The sequence below is a fragment of the Acidovorax sp. genome (assembly GCF_022763525.1).
In the GTDB taxonomy this organism is placed as follows: domain Bacteria; phylum Pseudomonadota; class Gammaproteobacteria; order Burkholderiales; family Burkholderiaceae_C; genus Acidovorax.
In genome coordinates this window covers 1-3,607 of the sequence record NZ_JALEGG010000241.1, presented here as the reverse complement: position 1 = coordinate 3,607, position 3,607 = coordinate 1, and the positions used below count along the sequence as shown (strand labels likewise).

The window sequence follows — 3,607 nt, the reverse complement described above, 5'->3', positions numbered from 1 at the left end:
GCCGCAACGCCGCAGACCGCCCGCAAAGACCAGTGCTTGAAGGGTTGGAGCGAAATCGGGCTGATGAACTCGAAGCTTTGACGCCCCGGCTGCCTGCATGGGCATGAGCCCATGCGGCGCATCCGAAGCATCCACTCATCCCCGATTGCGCTCCAACGCGATCCCCTGCGAAATCGTGAACAGGCTCTTAGCGCCACTTATTTTTTTGTCCCCACCCCATGTCACGCAAACCTAAAAAAGGCTACTTTGTGAAGGGCCAGTTCGTTGCCGAAGGCAGCGAGCTGGACATCCAGCTCAAGGCCGAACTCAAAGGCACGCCCGACGCCAGCCGCACCGACCTCAAGCGCGAAAGCGACGAACTGCAGGAGCTGGGCAAGGAATTGCTGACCCTGCGTGCCGACCTGTTCAATGCGGTGGGCCTGCCCGACAAGCTGGTGGATGCGCTGGCCGAAGCCAAGCGCATCACCAACTTTGAAGGCAAGCGCCGCCAGATGCAGTACGTGGGCAAGATCATGCGCAAGCTCGAACCCGAGCTGGTGCAAGCCGCCCGACAGGCGCTGGAAGAGCAGCACAAGGGCTCCGCGGCCGAAAAGATGCAGCTGCACCTGGCCGAGCATTGGCGCGACCGCCTCATCGCCGACGACGAGGCCCTGGCGCTCTGGATGGCCGAGCACCCGACCACCGACACCCAGCAGCTGCGCGCGCTGATCCGCCAGGCCCGCAAGGACGCCCAGCCCGCCGGCAAGGAGGCCAACGTCCAGATCTCGCAAGGCCTGGCCCCCCGCAAGGGCCGCGCCTACCGCGAGCTGTTCCAACTGGTGCGCGAGCACCTGGGCGGCACGGGCCCGGATGACAGCAGCGGCAGCGACGAGGAGCAAGGCGATGAGTGACGCCCGGTATGACCCGGTGAAGATCGGCATCGTCTCGATCAGCGACCGCGCCAGCAGCGGCGTGTATGAAGACAAGGGCCTGCCCGCGCTGCAGGACTGGCTCGCGCGCGCGCTGCACAACCCGATTGCGTTCGAGCCGCGCCTGATCCCCGACGAGCAGGCCGGCATCAGCGCCACGCTCATCGAGCTGGTGGACACCGCCGGCTGCCACCTGGTGCTGACCACCGGCGGCACCGGCCCGGCCCTGCGTGACGTGACGCCCGAGGCCACGCTGGCCGTGGCGCACAAGGAGATGCCGGGCTTTGGCGAGCAGATGCGCCAGATCAGCCTGAAGTTCGTGCCCACCGCCATCCTCTCGCGCCAAGTGGCGGTGATCCGCGGCGGCAGCCTGATCATCAACCTGCCCGGCCAGCCCAAGGCGATTGCCGAGACGCTGGAAGGCTTAAAGGACGCCGAAGGCAAACAGGTCGTGCCGGGCATCTTTGCGGCCGTGCCGTACTGCGTCGACCTGATCGGCGGGCCCTACCTGGAAACGCGCGACGAGGTGTGCAAGGCCTTCCGGCCCAAGAGCGCGATCCGTGCGCCGCGCACGGCCTGACTTCGGCGCATTCAAAGCAAAAATAGCTGCCAGCGCTTGTGTACCAAGCGCTGGCAGCTATTTTTTTGATAGTACCCTGACGAGGCGGCGAACGAACTACTTGCCCACCAGCTCGTTGAGCTTGCCGGCCTCGAACTGCTCCTTGATCGCGGCGTCGCAGGGCACGCAGTCCTTCGCCTGCTGGTTGGCCGCCGAGAGCTTTTCGATGGCCTGCCACAACAGCGCGATCTGGTGCTCTTGCGATGAGGCGTTGTCGATCAGCCCGCGCATGGCCTGCGAGAGCGGATCGTCCTCCTGCGTGATGCCATAGGCCGTGAACTTGCGCGCCTGCTGCGGCTCGGTCACATCAGCGCTCTGCCCCGCCTTCGACGGAATGATCCGCGCCGGGATGCCCACCGCCGTGGCGCCCGCGGGCACGGGCTTGATGACCACGGCGTTGCTGCCGATCTTGGCCCCGTCACCCACCTCGAAGCCGCCCAGCACCTTGGCGCCTGCGCTGACCACCACGTCCTTGCCCAGCGTGGGGTGGCGCTTGGCGCCCTTGTACAGCGAGGTGCCGCCCAGGGTCACGCCCTGGTAGATGGTGCAGCCGTCGCCGATTTCGGCGGTCTCGCCCACCACCACGCCCATGGCATGGTCGAAGAACACGCGCTCGCCGATCTTGGCGCCGGGGTGGATCTCGATGCCCGTGAACCAGCGCGCAAAGTGCGAGATGAAGCGCCCTAGCCATTTGAGGCCGTGGTGCCAGCACCAATGCGCGGGCCGGTGCAGCCAGATCGCGTGCAGGCCCGGATAACAGGTGATCACCTCCCACGTGCTGCGCGCGGCAGGATCGCGGTCGAGGATGCACTGGATATCGGAGCGCAGGCGGGCGAACATCGGTTGTTGTGGTTATTTGTAAATCGGAAACGCAGTCTATCGTTTTGCCCCGGCCGCCTCGATCATGGCTTTGGCGACACCTCGCAGGATGTGGATTTCCTCGGGGGCCAGCTGCGCGCGGTTGAAAAGCTGGTTAAGGCGGGGCATGAGCTTCTTGGGCGAGGCCGGGTCCAGGAAACCGATGGCGGTGAGCGCCTGCTCCCAGTGGGCGAGCATGCCCGCCACGTGGGCGGCATCGGCCAGGGGACGCTCGGGCGTCCCGCTCTCCACCGCGAAGCCGCCCAGCGCCTGGCGCCATTCGTAGGCAATCACCTGGATGGCCGCGCCCAGGTTCAGCGAGCCAAAGCCGGGGTTCGTCGGAATCGACAGCGCCACATGGCAGCGGTACACGTCTTCATTCGCCATGCCGAAGCGCTCGGAGCCGAAGAGGAAGGCGACGCCGGCCTGCGTTGCCGGGGCTGCGGTCTCCGCCTCAGAATTTGATGTATTTTTGGCATCCAGCGCTTGTCCATCAAGCGCTGGCAGCTCCTTTTTCAGTAGCGATTCAAAATGCGGCCGTGGCGCCACGGTCGGCGGACCAAAGTCGCGCGGCGTCATCGCCGTGGCGCACAGGTGGCTCATGCCGTCCAGCGCTTCGTCCAGCGTGGCCACGATGCGCGCGTTGTTCAGCACGTCCAGTGCGCCACTGGCACGCTGGATGGTTTCCTCACGCCGCAGCACGTTGGCCCAGCGCGGGGCCACCAGCACCAGGTCGTCGAAGCCCATGGTTTTCATGGCGCGGGCAGCAGCCCCCACATTGCCGGCGTGGCTGGTGTTGATCAGGATGAAACGGGTCTTCATGGACGGGGCAGGCGCTGGGCAATGGCGGGGAGTTAGGCGAAAAATGGCACTGCGGGTAAAATCCCGCCCTCTATTGTCGCCGCCCGCATCGCCGGGCCGGGCCCGACCTCCCCGCTCATCCTGATACGCAGACGCCTGTGCCACCTCGGCCGTGCGCTGCTCACCACCACAATTTATGTCGTCCAATCTGCACCCCATGCTCAACGTGGCCATCAAGGCTGCACGCGCCGCCGGCGCCATCATCAACCGCGCGGCCCTGGACGTGGAATCGGTGCGGATCTCGCAAAAGCAGATCAACGACTTTGTGACCGAGGTGGACCACGCCTCCGAAAAAATCATCATCGAGACGCTGCTGACGGCCTACCCCGGCCACGGCATCCTGGCCGAAGAGTCGGGCAAG

The 3,607-nt window shown here is 65.6% G+C and carries 5 protein-coding genes; 3 read left to right on the top strand and 2 right to left on the bottom strand.

The window, feature by feature from the left end; translation table 11 throughout:
* The first annotated feature begins 218 nt into the window (after positions 1-218).
* Together yjgA and mog are read left to right on the top strand one after the other, a co-directional pair.
* On the top strand, positions 219-890 hold the full coding sequence (gene yjgA / locus MRY84_RS18400) for a ribosome biogenesis factor YjgA (protein WP_291507145.1): 672 nt from the start codon (positions 219-221) through the stop codon (positions 888-890).
* On the top strand, positions 883-1,488 hold the full coding sequence (gene mog, locus MRY84_RS18395; RefSeq protein ID WP_291507144.1) for a molybdopterin adenylyltransferase: 606 nt from the start codon (positions 883-885) through the stop codon (positions 1,486-1,488). The genes yjgA and mog overlap by 8 nt, the downstream gene beginning before the upstream one ends.
* Before the next feature lie 96 nt (positions 1,489-1,584).
* On the opposite strand, the gene cysE is transcribed toward mog, so the two are convergent.
* Together cysE and MRY84_RS18385 are read right to left on the bottom strand one after the other, a co-directional pair.
* A complete protein-coding gene (gene cysE, locus MRY84_RS18390) occupies positions 1,585-2,367 on the bottom strand; it encodes a serine O-acetyltransferase (protein WP_291507143.1) in 783 nt (260 codons plus the stop codon).
* A gap of 36 nt (positions 2,368-2,403) precedes the next feature.
* Positions 2,404-3,207: an RNA methyltransferase gene (locus tag MRY84_RS18385; protein WP_291507142.1), complete on the bottom strand. Its 804-nt coding sequence runs from the start codon at positions 3,205-3,207 to the stop codon at positions 2,404-2,406.
* A 175-nt stretch (positions 3,208-3,382) separates the two neighbouring features.
* Between MRY84_RS18385 and MRY84_RS18380 the strand changes: the two genes are divergently transcribed.
* Positions 3,383-3,607: inositol monophosphatase family protein (locus MRY84_RS18380; protein ID WP_291507141.1), on the top strand; the 225-nt coding region annotated here is incomplete at its 3' end.

Excerpts from the sequence above, each read along its gene's own strand:
- yjgA (WP_291507145.1), top strand. The coding sequence starts at position 219 with ATGTCACGCAAACCTAAAAAAGGCTACTTTGTGAAGGGCCAGTTCGTT.
- mog (WP_291507144.1), top strand. The coding sequence starts at position 883 with ATGAGTGACGCCCGGTATGACCCGGTGAAGATCGGCATCGTCTCGATC.
- cysE (WP_291507143.1), bottom strand. The coding sequence starts at position 2,367 with ATGTTCGCCCGCCTGCGCTCCGATATCCAGTGCATCCTCGACCGCGAT.
- MRY84_RS18385 (WP_291507142.1), bottom strand. The coding sequence starts at position 3,207 with ATGAAGACCCGTTTCATCCTGATCAACACCAGCCACGCCGGCAATGTG.